Source organism: Terriglobia bacterium (assembly GCA_020072785.1).
In the GTDB taxonomy this organism is placed as follows: Bacteria; Acidobacteriota; Terriglobia; order Acidiferrales; family UBA7541; genus Acidiferrum.
The window spans coordinates 72,671-87,410 of record JAIQGG010000008.1; the positions used below are offsets into that span (position 1 = coordinate 72,671).

12 protein-coding genes are annotated in these 14,740 nt (G+C 64.9%); 9 read left to right on the forward strand and 3 right to left on the reverse strand.

What is annotated here, in order from left to right; genetic code table 11:
• The first annotated feature begins 102 nt into the window (after nucleotides 1-102).
• The 4 genes from hutU (at nucleotide 103) to LAN61_15370 (ending at nucleotide 6,012) form a co-directional block, all read left to right on the forward strand.
• Entirely contained in the window at nucleotides 103-1,755 is a 1,653-nt protein-coding gene (gene hutU / locus LAN61_15355; GenBank protein ID MBZ5541893.1) for a urocanate hydratase, read from the forward strand.
• 126 nt (nucleotides 1,756-1,881) lie between these two features.
• Nucleotides 1,882-3,159, forward strand: coding sequence for an imidazolonepropionase (gene hutI / locus LAN61_15360; protein ID MBZ5541894.1), 1,278 nt, complete (start codon nucleotides 1,882-1,884; stop codon nucleotides 3,157-3,159).
• Between the two features lie 134 nt (nucleotides 3,160-3,293).
• Nucleotides 3,294-4,817, forward strand: a complete 1,524-nt coding sequence (gene ftcD, locus LAN61_15365) for a glutamate formimidoyltransferase (protein MBZ5541895.1) — start codon at nucleotides 3,294-3,296, stop codon at nucleotides 4,815-4,817.
• Nucleotides 4,818-4,989: 172 nt separating this feature from the next.
• Complete coding sequence (locus tag LAN61_15370) at nucleotides 4,990-6,012, forward strand: hypothetical protein (GenBank protein ID MBZ5541896.1); 1,023 nt, start codon at nucleotides 4,990-4,992, stop codon at nucleotides 6,010-6,012.
• A 79-nt stretch (nucleotides 6,013-6,091) separates the two neighbouring features.
• Here the strand turns inward: LAN61_15370 and LAN61_15375 are convergent, their stop codons facing one another.
• Nucleotides 6,092-6,517, reverse strand: coding sequence for a hypothetical protein (locus LAN61_15375; protein MBZ5541897.1), 426 nt, complete (start codon nucleotides 6,515-6,517; stop codon nucleotides 6,092-6,094).
• A gap of 317 nt (nucleotides 6,518-6,834) precedes the next feature.
• Here LAN61_15375 and LAN61_15380 point away from each other — a divergent pair, with 317 nt between their 5' ends.
• The 5 genes from LAN61_15380 (at nucleotide 6,835) to gcvPB (ending at nucleotide 12,499) form a co-directional block, all read left to right on the forward strand.
• Nucleotides 6,835-7,461 (forward strand): hypothetical protein, encoded by a 627-nt coding sequence (locus tag LAN61_15380; GenBank protein MBZ5541898.1) that lies wholly within the window; start codon nucleotides 6,835-6,837, stop codon nucleotides 7,459-7,461.
• A 547-nt stretch (nucleotides 7,462-8,008) separates the two neighbouring features.
• Nucleotides 8,009-9,205: a glycine cleavage system aminomethyltransferase GcvT gene (gene gcvT / locus LAN61_15385; protein MBZ5541899.1), complete on the forward strand. Its 1,197-nt coding sequence runs from the start codon at nucleotides 8,009-8,011 to the stop codon at nucleotides 9,203-9,205.
• Between the two features lie 21 nt (nucleotides 9,206-9,226).
• Nucleotides 9,227-9,622, forward strand: a complete 396-nt coding sequence (gene gcvH, locus LAN61_15390) for a glycine cleavage system protein GcvH (GenBank protein ID MBZ5541900.1) — start codon at nucleotides 9,227-9,229, stop codon at nucleotides 9,620-9,622.
• Between the two features lie 5 nt (nucleotides 9,623-9,627).
• Entirely contained in the window at nucleotides 9,628-10,974 is a 1,347-nt protein-coding gene (gene gcvPA / locus LAN61_15395; GenBank protein MBZ5541901.1) for an aminomethyl-transferring glycine dehydrogenase subunit GcvPA, read from the forward strand.
• A gap of 49 nt (nucleotides 10,975-11,023) precedes the next feature.
• Nucleotides 11,024-12,499 (forward strand): aminomethyl-transferring glycine dehydrogenase subunit GcvPB, encoded by a 1,476-nt coding sequence (gcvPB, locus tag LAN61_15400; protein MBZ5541902.1) that lies wholly within the window; start codon nucleotides 11,024-11,026, stop codon nucleotides 12,497-12,499.
• A gap of 88 nt (nucleotides 12,500-12,587) precedes the next feature.
• Here the strand turns inward: gcvPB and LAN61_15405 are convergent, their stop codons facing one another.
• Nucleotides 12,588-14,069: a M48 family metalloprotease gene (locus LAN61_15405; GenBank protein MBZ5541903.1), complete on the reverse strand. Its 1,482-nt coding sequence runs from the start codon at nucleotides 14,067-14,069 to the stop codon at nucleotides 12,588-12,590.
• Nucleotides 14,070-14,292: 223 nt separating this feature from the next.
• On the reverse strand, nucleotides 14,293-14,740 hold a 448-nt coding region (locus LAN61_15410; protein MBZ5541904.1), incomplete at its 5' end, for an ATP-dependent Clp protease ATP-binding subunit.

Genomic DNA, 14,740 nt, shown 5'->3' on the forward strand with positions numbered 1-14,740 from the left:
TCGGGGCGTGCGGCGGCGGGATGCAATTCGCAAGCCCCTGCGCTAAGATGCTGGCAAGTACGCTTCCCGAGGATACCGATGAGCGAAGTGACTACCGAAAAGATGGCCGCGCCGGGCCCCCTTCGCGCGCCGCGCGGCACGCAAATCTCCTGCAAGGGCTGGCCGCAGGAAGCGGCGCTGCGCATGCTGATGAACAACCTGGACCCGGAAGTAGCGGAGAAGCCGGACGAGCTGATCGTCTACGGGGGAACGGGCAAGGCGGCGCGCAATTGGGAGTGTTTCCACGCGATTGTGAAGTCGCTGCGCGCGCTGGAAAACGACGAGACGCTGCTGGTGCAATCCGGCAAGCCGGTGGCGGTTTTCCGCACCCACGAATACGCGCCGCGGGTGCTGCTGGCCAATTCCAACCTGGTGGGCCACTGGAGCAACTGGGACGCGTTTAATGAGCTCGACCGCCAGGGCCTGATGATGTACGGGCAGATGACCGCGGGGAGCTGGATCTATATCGGCACGCAGGGGATTCTGCAGGGGACGTTCGAGACGTTTGCGGCGGCGGCGCGGAAGCATTTCGGCACGGACCTGAGCGGCAAGCTGCTGGTCAGCGGCGGCATGGGCGGGATGGGCGGAGCGCAGCCGCTGGCGGCCACGATGAACGGCGCGGCGTTTCTGGGTATTGACGTGGACCCGGAGCGCATCAAGAAGCGGCTGAAGACCGGCTACTGCGACGTGATGGTGACCAGTCTGGACGAAGCGCTGCGCATCCTGAAGAACGCGGTGCGCAAGGGCGAGGCCACGTCGGTCGGCCTGGTGGGCAACTGCGCGGACGTGATTCCGGAGCTGGCGCGGCGCGGCGTGGTGCCGGACATGCTCACCGACCAGACCAGCGCGCACGATCCCATCGGCGGGTACGTGCCTAACGGCATGACGCTGGAAGAAGCGCTGGCGCTGCGCAAGAAGGACCCCCAGGAGTACAAGAAGCACGCGCTGGCGGCGATCGCGCAGCACGTGCGGGGCATGCTGGAGCTGCAGAAGCTCGGCGCGGTGACGTTCGATTACGGCAACAACATCCGCACGTTTGCCTTTCAGCAGGGCGTGAAGAACGCCTACGACTTCCCGGGATTCGTGCCGGCGTATATCCGGCCGCTGTTTTGCGAGGGCAAGGGACCGTTCCGCTGGGCGGCGCTGTCCGGCGAGGCGTCGGACATCGCACGCACGGACGAGCTGGTGCTGCAGATGTTTCCGAAGGACGAGCACCTCAGCCGCTGGATCCGGCTGGCGCAGAAGCGGGTGAAGTTCCAGGGGCTGCCGTCGCGAATCTGCTGGCTGGGCTACGGGGAGCGCGACAAATTCGGCCTGGCATTGAACGATCTGGTGGCTAAGGGCGAGCTGAAGGCGCCGATCGTGATCGGGCGCGACCACCTGGACTGCGGCTCGGTGGCTTCGCCCTTCCGCGAGACGGAATCGATGCGCGACGGCTCGGACGCCGTGGCCGATTGGCCGCTGCTGAATGCGCTGATCAATACGGCGAGCGGTGCGTCGTGGGTTTCCATTCATAACGGCGGCGGCGTGGGCATCGGCTATTCGCTGCACGCCGGACAGGTGACCGTGGCGGACGGCACGAAGGAGATGGCCGCGCGGATCGAGCGCGTGCTGACGAACGATCCGGGGATGGGCGTGGTGCGCCACGTGGATGCCGGATACGACGATGCGATTTCCTTCGCCAAGAAGAACGGCGTGAAAGTTCCGATGTTGTAGCGCAGGGCGGCAGCCTTGCGGCTCTTGCGCCTACGAAGTTCGCCGCATTTCCGGAAAGAAACAGCCGCGGGGCTGGCGCCCCGCGCTACACGACTGGGCGGCAGTTTCGGGGATACTGCAAACACTTTGGCCAATTCCCTGCTCATCACCGGCGCTTCCCAGCTGCTGACGCTCGGCGGGCGCGCGCCGCGGCGCGGCAAAGCGCTGTCCAGCCTCGGCATCGTGAAGGATGGGGCGGTGCTGGTGCGCGATGGCGTGATCGCGGCGGTGGGCGCGCGGGCGCAGGTGGAAGCGCATCCGGAAGCGGGCGGCGCGGAAAAGCTGGATCTCGGCGGGCGGGTGGCGCTGCCGGGCTTTGTGGATTCGCACACGCACCTGATCCATGCGGCGAGCCGGGCGGAAGAATACGAACTGAAGATCGCCGGGGCCAGCTACGAAGAGATCGCGCGCAAGGGCGGCGGCATTCTGAACTCGGTGAAGAAGCTGCGCGCGGCGACGGCCGAGGCGCTGAAACAGCGGGCGCACGCGGCGCTCGTGAAATTCGCGGAGTACGGCACGACGACCGTGGAAGCGAAGAGCGGCTACGGGCTCGATATCGCAAGCGAGTTGAAGATTCTAGGCCTGCACCGCGAACTGCAGCAGGAGCAGCCGCTGGAGATCGTCTCGACGTTTCTGGGGGCGCACGTCGTTCCGCGGGAATACCGGGGCAAGGCCCGCGGAGCCGACGACTATGTGGAGCTGCTGGCGACGCGGCTGATTCCGCAGGTGGCGCGCGAGGGGCTGGCGGAATACTGCGACGTCTTCTGCGACCGCGGGGCGTTTTCGGTGAAGCAGGCGCGGCGAGTGCTGACGGCGGGGCGCGCCTGCGGGATGACGCCGCGGCTGCACGCGGAACAACTGGCGCGTACCGGCGCGACACAATTGGCGGTGGAGCTGCACGCGGCGAGCTGCGATCACCTGGAAAAGATCAACCGCGCGGACATCCGCGCGCTGGCGAAATCGAACACCGTGGCGACCCTGCTACCGGGCTGCTGCTTTCACCTCGGCCTCGAGCACTACGGCCCGGCGCGGGAGCTGATCGAGGCGGGCGCGATCGTGGCGCTGGCCACGGACTACAACCCCGGCACCAGCCCGACGCTGAGCATGCCCATGATTCTTTCGCTGGCGTGCACGCAGATGCGCATGACCCCGGGGGAAGCCATCGCCGCGGCCACGATCAACGCGGCGTATGCCCTGGGGCGGCAAAAGCAGCTGGGTTCCCTGGAGGTTGGCAAGCTCGCCGACCTGGCCGTCTTCGAAGTGGCCGACTACCGGGAAATTCCCTATTATTTTGGGGTGAACACCTGCGGGATGACCATCAAGCGGGGGAAAGTTATTTATTCGCGCGCGGAGGCCTGCGCGTAAGTGAAGGAAAACGGGCACGGCGTCCTTTGTATGCGTGACCGCAAAGCGGTCAACAGGCAGGCCCGGGACAACCGCCATACCCAAGAAAAAGCCGCGGGGCTGACGCCCCGCGCTACAGGGCGATCAACGAAGCCATGAAACGACTGATTGAGTGCGTGCCGAATTTTTCCGAGGGGCGCGACGCGGCCAAAGTGGACGCGATCGTCGCGGTGATGAGCGGCGTGACCGGGGTGTACGTGCTCGACCGCGAGATGGACGCCGACCACAACCGCTGCGTGATCACGCTGGCGGGCGAGCCGGACGCGGTGGCCGAGGCGGCGCTGCTCGGCGTGGGCAAGGCGCTGGAGCTGATCGACCTGACGACGCACACCGGGGCGCACCCGCGCGTCGGCGCCACCGACGTGGTGCCGTTCATTCCCGTGGAGGGCGTGACCATCGAGGACTGCGTGGCGCTGGCGCGCCGCGTGGGCAAGGAGATCTGGAGCCGCTACCGCATCCCGGTTTATTTCTACGAAGCCGCCGCGACGCGCCCCGACCGCATCAATCTGGAAAACATCCGGCGCGGGCAGTTCGAGGGCCTGCGCGAAGAGGTGAAGCGCAATCACGACCGGCAGCCGGACGTCGGCGAGCCGAAGCTGCATCCCACGGCGGGAACCACCGTGGTGGGAGCGCGGAAATTTCTCATCGCCTACAACGTCAACCTGAACACCTCCGACGTGGGTATCGCCAACAAGATCGCCAAGGCCATCCGGCATTCCAGCGGCGGGCTGCGCTACGTGAAGTCCATGGGGGTGGAGCTGAAGGCGCGCAACCTGGCGCAGGTGTCCATCAACCTGACGGATTACGAGCAGACGCCCATGCACCGCGTCTACGAAATGGTGAAACGCGAGGCGCAACGCTACGGCGCCGTGCCGGTGGGCAGCGAGATCGTCGGGCTGGTGCCGAAGAAGGCGCTGGAGATGGCCGCGGACTACTTCTTGCAGCTGGAAAACTTTTCTCCGGCGCAGGTGCTGGAGAACCGCCTGGCCGCCGCGCTCGGCGGTGCGCCGCTGGAGCCCGCCGGAAAAGAGGGCCGATTCGCGACGCTGGTGCGGCCGTTCCTGAACGCGGTGGCCGAGCCCACGGCCACGCCGGGCGGGGGCAGCGTATCGGCGCTGGCCGCGGCGCTGGCGGCCTCGCTGGGACAAATGGTGGCCGGCCTGTCACGCAAGAAGAAATCACTGGCGGCGCACATCGAGCCGCTCTCGGCGGCGTTGGACGCATTGCGGAGCACCGCGGAGGAGATGGCGCAGGCCATTGACCACGACGCGGCGGCGTACGACGCGGTGCTGGCGGCGTACCGGCTGCCGCAAGGCGACGCCGAGGAAACGCGCCAGCGCGAAAGCGCGGTACAGGAGGCGATGCGCGGCGCGGCGGTGGCGCCGCTGGAAGTCGCGGAGGGCGCGGTGACGCTCTACGAACGGCTCGGACAACTGGAAACGATCTCTGCCGCATCCATGAAGTCAGACCTGAAGGTGGCGCGGCTGATGGCCGCGGCGGGCGCGCGCGGGGCCATGGAGAACGTGGAAATCAATCTCGACTCATTGAGCGACGCAGCCTATGTGGCGCAACTGCGGGGAAAGCTGGCGGCGCTGCGCAAGCGGCTGGGCGGGGCATAATTCCCTTCCCGGTCATCCGGAGTCCCGGGGCCTGTTATCAGGCGGAACCTCGGTTACTCTTTCCGTTGCGATGCTTCGCTGCGCTCCGCATGACATAATGATGGATAGACCCCGCGCCAAGCGGTGGCGCGGTAAGAACAGGAACATAGCACCGGGCCCAAAGGAGCATGGCATGAGATGGACGACGATTCGGCGCGGTTTAACGGCGATGCTGGTACTGGCGGGGTTGCTGCTGGCACTGCCGCGGCCGGCGCGCGCGGGGCGGCTGGGCACCGACGTGATCGCGCTGTTTCCGAAAGAGGTGGGCGAATTCGCCTACGCCGATCTGAAAAAAGCGCGCACCCTGAAATGGTTTCCGCAGTTGAAAGAGCAGCTGCTGCCGGCGCGCTTCCGGCAGTTCGAACAGTTTCTGGCCTCCGCCGGCATCGATCCGAACTCCCAGGTGGATGAACTGGCCTGGGGGCTGGTGGCCGAGTCGCTGAGCGGCAAGGGGGAAAAGGCGGCGAGCGCCGTGCCCACCGGCGAAAACGTTGTCGGGGTAGCCCTGGGCAGCTTCAACCCCGAATCCGCCGAGGCCTTTTTTAAGACGCAGAAGCTGCCGACGTTCAAGGCGCGCGGCTACACGCTGTTTGCCTTCGGGACCGGCTCGGGACCCAACGACCTCTTTTTCTTCTTTCTGGATTCGAATACCGCGGCCTTCGGCCACCGCAAGCTGCTGGAGAAACTGATCGAAGTGCGCTTCGGGGGCGAAGAGGGGCTGCTGCGCAATGAAACACTCTACCCGCTGATCAATGAAGCGAACGGCTCGGGCGTGGTCTGGGCGGTGCTGAATCCGGCGTACACCCGGCTGGCCATCCACCAACTGGCGCCGGAACTCGGGCAATTTCCGGAAGCGGCACAGCTTGTCAACCGCATGAAAAACCTGATCCTCAACGTGGACGCCGGCAGCAGCGTGGATGGAAAGTTTGAGGCGGTGGCGGGCTCGACGGAGGACGCCAACAGCCTGGCGCAACTGATGCAGATGGGCTTCCTATACAAGCAGTACCAGGCCAAGCAGAGCAATCCGGAGCTGGCGCAGCTGCTCGATCAGATGCGGGTTACGCCGGCCGGGGATCGCGTGGAACTGCGCATGACGCTCAGCGACGAACAGATGACCGCGCTGATCCGGCACAATACGTTTGCGCTGAAGATGTAGGCGTAACTTACCCGGACGTAAGGGGGGACGGGCGCGCAAGCCTGTCCCCTTTTTTTGTTTCGGGAAGAGACCTGCAGAGTCAGGAGGACGGGGCGGAGGGAGCCAGATATTTGGTGAGGCGGGTGCAGGCCACGCCGCCCTGGGTATCGTACTGCACGCGGTCTACGCCGCCGGCCAGGAACGGGTTTTGCGCGCCGCTGCCCTGTTGCGCGAGACCAGAAAGGGCGTCCAGACCCACCGCAGGAGCCGCCGCGCCGGGCTGCGAGAGGGCCACTTCGAGCCGGTCGGAATACAGCGTGATGGCGATCTCCAGGGCCGCGTGGGAATCCGGCATCTGGCGGAAGGCCTCCTGGCAGGCGCCAAGGGCCGCGGCGCGCAGGCTGGCCGCCGCCGATTCACAGAGACCCGCCGCGCAGGCGCAGTGAGCGATCGCGCCACCCAGGCCGGCAAGCAGCCGGCTGTCGTTCTGGATGCGAATCTCCACCCGTGTGGGTTCAGTGGTCACGATTATTCGCGAGGGAGACGTCGCACGCCTCCCGGCAATCCGGACAGTAGTAAAGGCCGTCCACGCACAAGCGAATGCCTATCTGTCCCTGGCAAATGGTGCAGTACTTCTCGCAATTGCAATCGCTTTCGGTTTTGCCGCAGACGTCGCAAAGGATCGGACCGGCCATGACTGCCTCCAAAGCCACTGTAGCCGAGCGGGTGGAGCGCGGCAAGATGCGCGTTCGGGCCTGCGCACAATCCGGCATGTGCGCGAAGCCGCCGAGCGGGTAGTGGTACAGTTTGGGAAAATCGAGAAGAAGCCTATAATCCTCTCCAGTGCACGACATCCTCGAATACCTCAAAAAAGAGTGGGCTGTGCTGACTAAGGCTCCTGTTTCTTTTGTCAGCTTAGCATTAGTGTTTTTTAGTGCTGGAATCGGTGTGGGCCTGTGGCATTACAGCGAGAGGCTGGATACAAAGGACGGAGAAATACACCGCTACAGAGTTGCTTTGGGCATCGACGAGGCCAGCAGGGGAGCACTCGTAGAACTGAACAATCAGGAACTGGCGCTCAAAGCCCAATCCATCGTAGTGAAATTACGCCAATTGAGTTCAGCTTTAGCCCAGAAAAGCGATGAAATCCAGAAGCGAACAAATTCTGGAGAGATCGACAAAACCCAAGCGTTCAAAGAACAAATGGCAGCGATGAAAGAAGTGTCCCAAGATTTTGATAGTAGCTTGGCCTCCGATGCTTATAACGTAGAAAATGAGTTGCGGAAGCGGCTTGATCCTGTGGCAATTTCCCACGTAGTCAGGGTTCCGGCTCTTGTTGCGGACGGAAGTCGTGTGACAGTCCCAGACTTATTTAGGGGATCAGGTTTTGACTCTGTCTATATTGGCGGCTTAGCAGATGAAATTGAGCAGATGGCTAAGCTGCTTCCACCTGATTCTGATAAGAGGTAGTTATTAATTCTTCGATAGTCCAAACATGATCTGTAACTCCGGCTTCCATTGCCGGAGTTACAGGCAATGTCTGGTGCACGCGACAGAAATTGTAGTGCATATAGTGAAGGGCAACCGCGTGTCCATGATTCTCGATCTTCTTAGAGAATCCGTTCGTTAGGCGAGTGAATCGGCGCATCTGCATACGCATCGTAAGGTTCTGGCGCTCGACAAAGCTTGTAGAAATATCCTTGGGCTTGGGGTTTCCAGTAATCGCCACGGAGCGACAACTAATGCACTCTGCGGGGCTATAGCGGGCCTCGGTTTCGCGGTCATTCCCGTACAGCTTGACCAGCATCACGTAGTCAATCTCAGAGCCGAATGCGGATTCCACAGCTTGCAAATAGAGGCGGTGGCCATCTGTCGTTAACCGGACTCGATTGGCGAGCCGTCCCGCTAGGTCGTGCATGAATTCGTAGGCTGTGCCTGCCCCGCCGGCGGGCTTCCTTGACTCGCTCTGGAGCGCATGTTACGTTCAACTTCTTTCCGAGAGCTTCGAGCGCAGCGCATGGAATCTCAGACATCTCCCCCAACGCAACTTCGTAAAACTCCGCTGAACGCCGTGCACCGCCGCATGGGCGCGAAGATGGTGAACTTCGGCGGCTGGGATATGCCCGTGGAGTACCCGGCGACGGGCGGGCTGCTGGCGGAGCACCGCGCGGTGCGCGGGGCCGTGGGCGTTTTCGACGTCAGCCACATGGGCGACATCCGCATCCGCATGGGGCGCACGCCGGGCGGCGCGCTGGCCGCGGTGCAGCACATCAGCATGAACGACGCCGCGCAACTGGCCATCGGCCAGGCGCACTACTCGGCCATGCTCTATCCCCAAGGCACGTTCGTGGACGATGTGATCGTGCACCGGCTGGGCACGGACGACTACCTGCTGGTCATCAACGCCGGAACACGCGAGAAAGACATCGCCTGGGTGCGGCAGAACACCGCGGGGTTCGACTGCGTGGTGGAGGACCTCAGCGACGCGTACACGCAGATCGCCATCCAGGGGCCGCGCGCCGCGGAGCTGCTGCAGAAGCTGACCGACGCGAATCTCGCGCCGCTCAAGAACTACTGGTTCACGCACGGCACGGTCTGCGGCCTGGCTAACATTCTCATCGCGCGCACCGGCTACACCGGAGAGGACGGCTTCGAGATTTACGTACCCTCCGATCCGGCAACCAGCGAAAACGTGTGGAACCGCGTGCTGGAGGCCGGCCAGGAGTTCGGCATCCTGCCCTGCGGCTTGGGCGCGCGCAACACGCTGCGCCTGGAAGCCAAAATGGCGCTATACGGGCACGAGATCAGCGAGACAATCAACGTTTGGGAAGCCGGCCTCGACCGCTTCTGCAAGATGGAGAAGGGCGACTTTATCGGGCGGGCCGCGCTGGAACGCGCCAGGGCTGCCGGACTGACGCGCACGCTGGTGGGGCTGGAGATGATCGAGCGCGGGATCGCCCGCGACGGGTACCACGTGTTCAGCGAGACCGGCGCGGAGATCGGCGCGGTGACCAGCGGCTCCCCTTCGCCGACGCTGGGCAAGAATATCGCCCTGGCCTACGTGCCACCGGCGGAAGCCGCGCTGGGACGCATCGTTCTAGTGGAAGTGCGGAATCAGAAGGTGAAGGCGCAGGTGGTGGCGACGCCGTTTTACAAGCGCGCGCGGAAAGCCGCCGCGCCGGGTGTGACCCCGCAGACGGCGCAGCGCGCCTGAGAGATCGCCAAGGAGAGGCAGATGGCTTATCCGCCGCAATACCGCTACACGAAAGAGCACGAGTGGATCCAGGTGCAGGGCGATCTGGCCACCATCGGCATCACGGACTACGCGCAGCAGGAGCTGGGCGACGTGGTCTTCGTGGAGCTGCCCAAGCCCGGGAGCAAAATCGCCGCCGGCAAATCCTTCGGCACGGTGGAATCGGTGAAGGCCGTCAGCGAGATCTACGCGCCCGCCGCGGGAGAGGTCGTGGAGGCCAACGCCGCCCTCGGCGAGGCCCCGGAAAAGATCAACCAGGACCCGCACGGCGCCGCGTGGCTCATCAAGGTGCGCCTGGCGAATCCCGCCGAGATCAGCGGGCTGATGGACGCCGCGGCCTATGAAGCCTACATCGCCGCGAAGGCCAAGGAACACTAGGCCGGATGCGCTACCTCCCCAAAAGCCCGGCCGAACGGCAGGCGATGCTCACGGCCATCGGCGTGCAATCGGTGGACGAGCTGTTTGCCGGGATTCCCGAGCGCTACCACCTGCGCGAAGCCCTGGCGCTTCCCGCGGCGCATTCGGAAGCGGAGATCATCGCGTACTTCAAGGAGCGCGCGGCGGAGAATGCGCTGGGCTACGCGAGTTTTCTCGGCGCGGGCGTTTACCGGCACCTGCAATCGGTGGTCACCGACGTGATCCTGCAGCGCGGCGAATTCCTGACGTCCTATACGCCGTACCAGGCGGAGATCAGCCAGGGCACGCTGCAAGCCATCTTCGAATTCCAAACCCTGATGTGTCAGCTCACCGGGCAGGAAGTGGCCAACGCCTCGATGTACGACGGCTCGACGGCCACCACCGAAGCGGTGCTGATGGCCGAACGCGTGACCGGGCGGCGGCGCGTGCTGGTGGCGCGCTCCGTACACCCGGAATACCGGCAGGTGCTGCGGACCTACGCGAAAAATTGCGGCTTGCAGGTGGAGGAGATCGGATACGGCGCGGCGGGCACGCTGGACGCCGCGGCGCTAAAGGCCGCGCTGCGGGACGATGTGGGTGCGGTGGTCGTGCAGTCGCCGAATTTCTTCGGCTGCCTCGAGCCGGTGGAGAAGCTGGCGGGTGAGGCGCACCCGGCGGGGGCGCTGCTGGTGGTGGCCATTACCGAAGGCGTTTCGCTGGGCCTCGTGCGGCCGCCGGCGGAAGCGGACATCGTGGCGCTGGAGGGGCAAAGCTTCGGGCTGGCGCCGAGCTACGGCGGACCTTCGCTGGGCGTGCTGGCCACGCGGGATAAATATGTGCGGCAGATGCCGGGGCGGCTCGCGGGGCAGACCACGGACAGCGAAGGGCGCCGCGGCTTTGTGCTGACGCTGGCCACGCGCGAGCAGCACATCCGGCGCGAGAGGGCCACCTCCAACATCTGCACGAACCAGGCGCTGTGCGCGCTGGCCGCCACGGTCCACCTGTGTCTGCTGGGCAAAGAGGGCCTGCGCGAGATGGCCCACCAGAACCTGTCCAAAGCGCAGTTCGCGCTCGCTGAACTCGAGAAGATTCCCGGGGTGCGCCGCGTTTTTTCCGCGCCGTTTTTCAACGAATTCACCGTGGAGCTGCCGCGTTCGGTGCGCATGCTCAACGGCGACCTGCTGCGCGAGAAGATTGTCGGGCCCTTCGTGCTGGGCACGGACTATCCGGAGCTGACCAAGCACGCGCTGGTGTGCGTGACGGAGACGGCCACGCGCGCGGAGATCGAACGGCTGGCACGGGCGCTGCGCAGTGCGCTGGAGCGGCCGGTTTAACGGGACAGGCACGAATGCCTGCCCCACAGGAAACCACTTGAGCGAGCGGATCAAGAAAGCATCGCGGCACCCGAGCCAGAATGAAGGGTTGATCTTCGAGAAATCCTCGCCGGGCAAGCGCGGTTTCGAGCTGCCGCCGCTGGACGTTCCCGCGGCCGACGCCGCGCGGGCGCTCGGCGCGCAGCACCGCGCGGGCGGGGTGGCGGGCTTGCCCGAAGTGAGCGAGATCGAAGTGCTGCGCCACTTCACGCGGCTTTCCACGTGGAATTTCGCCATCGATCTGGGCATGTATCCGCTGGGCTCCTGCACCATGAAGTACAATCCGCGGGTGAACGAATTCGTGGCGCGGCTCGAGGGCCTCGCCACCGAGCATCCCTATCAGCCGCAGGCGCTTTCGCAGGGCTGCCTGAAGATTCTGCGGCTGCTCGAAAAATGTCTGCTGGAAATCACCGGCATGGACGCCATCACGCTGCAGCCCGCCGCGGGCGCGCACGGCGAGCTGACCGGGATGCTGCTGATCCGCGCGTACCTGGAAAAGCAGGGCCACCCGCGCAAGAAAGTGCTCATCCCGGACTCCGCGCACGGCACGAACCCCGCCTCGGCGGTGATCGCGGGCTACGAAGTGGAGAACATCAAGTCCGAAGCGCACGGGCAGATCGACGTGGAGAAGCTGCGCGAGCTGGTGACCGAAGACGTCGCCGCGCTGATGATCACCAACCCCTCGACGCTGGGCATCTTCGAACAGCGCATCCCCGAGATCGCGGAGATTCTGCACGCCAAGGGCGCGCTGCTGTACATGGACGGCGCGAACATGAACGCGCTCGCGGGCATCACCCGCCCGGGCGATCTCGGCGTGGATGTCATGCACCTCAACCTGCACAAGACGTTTTCGACGCCGCACGGCGGCGGCGGCCCCGGCGCGGGCCCCGTGGCCATCAAGAAGATCCTCGAGCCGTTCCTGCCTGTGCCGGTGCTGGTCGAAAGGCCGGACGGCAAGCTGGCCCTGGACGCCCATCGCAAGGATTCCATCGGGCGGGTGCGCGCCTTCACCGGGAACTTCGGCGTGCTGGTGCGCGCGCTAGCCTACATCCTGGCGTACGGCCCGGGCATCCGCCAGGCCACGGAAGACGCCGTGGTCAACGCCAATTACATCCGCAAGCAGCTCGAAGGCGTTTACGATCTGCCTTATTCCCTGCCCTCGATGCACGAAGTGGTCTTCAGCGACGCCAAGCAGAAGCAAAACGGCGTAAGCACCATGGACATTGCCAAGCGCCTGATCGACTACGGCTTCCATTCCTACACCACGGCGTTTCCGCTGATCGTGCCCGGGGCCATGATGATCGAGCCGACGGAATCGGAATCCAAGGAAGAGTGCGACCTGTTCATCGACGCCATGCGCGCCATTGCGGAAGAGGCGGCGACGAATCCCGAGCTGGTGAAGACCGCGCCGCACACCACGCGCGTGCGCCGGCTCGACGAAGTGGCCGCGGCGCGCAAGCCCATCCTGCGCTGGAAGCCCGCCTGACCTGAAACGTTGTCCTCCCCAGGCCCCGTGCGAGTCGGGACCTCCGAATGAAAGCTCTCTTGATTTATTAAGCGGGTGGGAACTGCGCTCAGTGCGCGAAGCGCACGGAATCGAGGACGTTGACGAACGCGCTGTCGTAGTTGCTGTAGTCGCGCTCGGGGGCGACGCAGATGAAATAGAGCAGGCCCTCGGGGCGCAGCACGGTGATGATCCAGTCGGTCTCCTGGCCGCCCAGCGGAGAATCGTTGCTCAGGTAGGTGGAGAGCGCGCGCTGGCCGTTCAAACGCACGCGCTGCGGCTGGCGGGCGATGCGCATGCCGGGATTGCCATGCTGCAGGTCGTCAAGCAGCCGGCGGGTGGACTCTTCCAGAACATTCGCGGCATTGGGGTCGCCGTGCGGGTCGGCGACATTGATGATCATGCCGTAGGCCAGGGCGTCCTGGCCGTTGCGGTCTGGCGCCACGCCGCCCTCTGGCGCGAAGGAGACGGCCTGGCCCTCGCCGTACTTCTTCCAGTTGTCGGGATACTTGAGGCTCAAGGCGCTGCCCTGATAAGCCGCGTATTGGCCGGAGGGAGCCGCGGGCTTTCCCGCGGCGCCGCCGGGCGCTTCGCGCTTGTCTTTGACAACCGGCAGGGCCAGCACTTCGTGGCGGATGGCCTGAAACTCCGCGGAATCGCGGCGGGCGTTGGCGGGCGGCCCGCCGAGCCGGTCGATCTCCTCGTCCACGCGCTCGACGCGATGCTCGGGACTGGGGTGGTCGGAAAAAAATTCCGGGGGATTTTTGCCCTTGCTCTCGGCCTCCAGCTTTTCGAAAAACTGGGCCATGGCCCGGGGGTCATAGCCAGCATCGTAGAGGATTTGCGTGCCCATCACGTCCGCCTGGGTCTCCGCGGTGCGCGAATATTTCAGCAGCACCGATCCGGCGCCGAAGGCCCCGAGCTGGGTAACCAGCGAGCCCATGGCGCTGCCGCCCAGTATGCCGCCGAGAATGGCGATGGGCAGCGACGCCGCCTGGGCCTTGGTGGCCTGGCTGGTGCCGTGGCGCAGCGCCACGTGGGAAAGCTCGTGGGCCATGACCGCGGCGAGCTGGGCTTCGTTGTCGGCAGCCTCGATGGTGCCGCGATTGACGAAGACGTAACCTCCAGGCAAGGCGAAGGCATTGATGGCCTTGTTGTTGACGCAGTGGAATTCGAAGGGATACTGCACGCCGCCGGTCGGGGCCTTGGCGGCCAGGCGCTTGCCGAGTTGCGTCAGATAGGCGTCCACCTTGGGGTCGTTGCACAGCGGCAGTTTCTTCTCGGCGTCCTGCGCGGCCTTTTGTCCGACCTGCACGTCCTGCTGCGGCGAGAAGATATTCCAGCCGGGGCGGAACTGCGTTCGCTGTCCCTGCTGCGCGTACGCTCCGGGAGCTCCGCCCAGGAGCAGCGCCGCAGCCAGGGCCACGCCCACCGCCAGAAATCTGCAGACAGCGCCGAAGGAATGTTTTGCCTCGGCCCTGCGCGGCAGACTCGCGCTGCGCCCTTCCTGGACCTCTATATGCGTGACCGCGAAGCGGTCAACATGCACCATGCCAGCCTCCGAAACTTCCGTACCGGGCGCGCAGGTAGGCGCTGCCCTGGTTCGTTGGATGATGGTAGCCGCCGCGAGGTTACCGCGTGGGAAAGCGTACGCCACCGGGGTCCCGCGCGTATTTGTACTTTACACCGATAGAATCGAAAAAGCCCGGGCGCCCAAACCACTTGGGCTGCCCGGGCCGATCAGAGAGGGTTGCCTTATCCCGCTGCGCGCCGATCTACCGCGCCAATCGCGGCGCCGGTTCCAGCGGGAGGATGGCCGCGGGAGTTTCCACAGCCTTGCCGCTGCGCGCCTGTGCCACGCGCATCAGGGTGGGCGGCTCGATCTTGCGCGGCGGAAGAGCGAGATTTTCGCCTTCGCGGGCAAAAGAGAGTTGATTGCGCCGCTTGTCCCAGTCGATGCACACCAGGTCGCCGAGCTGCACCTGTTCGGTGGCCAGCAGGTTGGCCAGCGGGTAGACCACGTGCCGCTCGATGGCCCGTTTCAGATGCCGCGCCCCGTAGCGCTGGTCCGTCCCTTCCTGCAACAAAAACTCCCGCCCCGCCCCCGTCACCCGGAACAGAAACTGCCCCTTGGCCGTTTCCAGCACCCGCCGCTGCACCTGCCCCAGCTCAATCTCCAGCACTTCCTCCAGCTCCTTGCGCTGCAACGGGTGAAACACCACG

What these genes read in the sequence shown, in the direction of transcription:
- LAN61_15405 (MBZ5541903.1), bottom strand. Translation starts at nt 14,069, where the DNA reads ATGGTGCATGTTGACCGCTTCGCGGTCACGCATATAGAGGTCCAGGAA.
- ftcD (MBZ5541895.1), top strand. Translation starts at nt 3,294, where the DNA reads ATGAAACGACTGATTGAGTGCGTGCCGAATTTTTCCGAGGGGCGCGAC.
- hutU (MBZ5541893.1), top strand. Translation starts at nt 103, where the DNA reads ATGGCCGCGCCGGGCCCCCTTCGCGCGCCGCGCGGCACGCAAATCTCC.
- gcvT (MBZ5541899.1), top strand. Translation starts at nt 8,009, where the DNA reads ATGGAATCTCAGACATCTCCCCCAACGCAACTTCGTAAAACTCCGCTG.
- LAN61_15370 (MBZ5541896.1), top strand. Translation starts at nt 4,990, where the DNA reads ATGAGATGGACGACGATTCGGCGCGGTTTAACGGCGATGCTGGTACTG.
- gcvH (MBZ5541900.1), top strand. Translation starts at nt 9,227, where the DNA reads ATGGCTTATCCGCCGCAATACCGCTACACGAAAGAGCACGAGTGGATC.
- gcvPA (MBZ5541901.1), top strand. Translation starts at nt 9,628, where the DNA reads ATGCGCTACCTCCCCAAAAGCCCGGCCGAACGGCAGGCGATGCTCACG.